Origin of the sequence: Roseburia sp. CLA-AA-H209 (assembly GCF_020687575.1) — a bacterium.
Classification (GTDB): Bacteria; Bacillota; Clostridia; order Lachnospirales; family Lachnospiraceae; genus Roseburia_C; species Roseburia_C amylophila.
Genome location: NZ_JAJEQU010000048.1, coordinates 1 through 1565 on the forward strand (window position 1 = coordinate 1; position 1565 = coordinate 1565).

Annotated in this window: 2 protein-coding genes; both read right to left on the reverse strand. The window is 44.5% G+C overall.

Annotation, left to right across the window (positions count from 1 at the left end; translation table 11 throughout):
* The coding region (locus LKD41_RS15500) for a MobA/MobL family protein (RefSeq protein ID WP_227701674.1) at nucleotides 1–1420 on the reverse strand (1420 nt) is incomplete at its 3' end.
* Nucleotides 1377–1565 (reverse strand): hypothetical protein (locus LKD41_RS15505; protein ID WP_227701675.1); only part of this gene is annotated, 189 nt, incomplete at its 5' end. The genes LKD41_RS15500 and LKD41_RS15505, both read right to left, overlap by 44 nt.

Consider the following 1565-nt stretch of genomic DNA (forward strand, 5'->3'; position numbering starts at 1 on the left):
ATTGCTGTTCAAGTTCAGTAATTCGCTGTTCTGTTTCTGCAATAGCCGGTTCTCGCTGTTTAATTTCTGTGCCAATTCCTGCCATTGCTGATTTTCGTCTGTGAGTTTCTGTATCTGGTCTGTCTTTTCTTCCAGAAGCATCAACAGTTCTTCTGTATCCGGTAAGATTTGTAGCAGCTCTGACAATTCTTTCTCTAATTGCTGCAATCGTTCTTCCTGCTCCTGAAAGCACATCAGCTTCTCGTCCTTTTCCTGTATCTCCTGAAGCATCTCTGCCATGATATTCTGCTGTTCCTCTATCTGTGTAATCATTGCTTCCATCATGGGAATTACTTCTTTGCTTTCTTCTAATGTCATTCAACCACTCCCTCCACATCGACAATGCACCGGATACCTTACCAAAGGTTGCAATTACCTTTTGCAGCAGTGCATTTTGTTTTTTTATCATCTGGTTTTCCTCGACCTTCCATGAACCTTTCCTTATCTGCCCGGTGAGATATTTTTCCTCAATCTTCCTTGCATCTGCACCCTCATGAATCGTAGGGACTTTCAATTTGCCCTGTCTTTCATAAGAGCGGTGGTCAATCAGATTGTCTATGGATAAATGCCGGTTACACATCTTTGCCCATTCGCTTCGCCATAACTCACAATTCTTTGGATTGTTCCAGCCGGTAGCGTCAGTCAGAACCCTTTTCCATTGTTTTCTGTTTCTTGCCCCGACTTTCTGTACTCCGTTTTCATCAAGTACCGGAATACGGATTCCATGACGGTCTGGATTTTTCTTATCCTGCCACCAGTCCGGGTGGGATTCATCAACCACGATATTTCCGTCAGTATCTCTGACAAAATCCCAGTCCTTGACTTCCTTGCTGCCCCATGAGTGGTCTGGATTGAATGGTCGCATGGTTACAAGTAAATGCACATGTGGGTTCCCGTCGCCCTTATCGTGTATGCTCCAGTCGGCACACATTCCCTCGTCCACGAAAGTCTTTTGAATATATTCGGTTGTATAATCAATCTGTTCCTGTCTGCTCCATTCTTTCGGCAGGGAAAATTCAAATGAGCGTCCAAGCTGTGCATCTGCATTTTTTTCTATCTTCAATACCTCATTCCATAGACGCTGTTTCTGAAATGTGATTTTAAACTTTTCCAGTGCGGCATCTTTATCATCCGCTCTTTTATAACGGATAGACTGTTGAAACCTTTTTATATTTTCTTCCGGTACATGCAGCCATTCAGGAGGTGCATTTTCGCACATCATCAGACTGGTGTAGACGACTTCCTTTTTGGAAGTATAGTAACTGATTCTGCCTGTTTCCTCATTCTTCATCACATCTCCATTAAGATATGCCGATGCGGATATGACAGATTTTCCTTTACTGCGCCCGACAATCTTTACTGTAAAGTGAAATATCGCCATGATACGATTCCCCCTTTCTGCCGTATCCGGCATTGATTTCCGACAGCATCTTCTTCTGGTTTGGCAGAAGTGAAGCTGTCGGAACGCCCTCTGCGCAAGAGTGCCCCCTGCGGCATGAGCAGGTCTGGCTGAAAGCCCCGCCGAC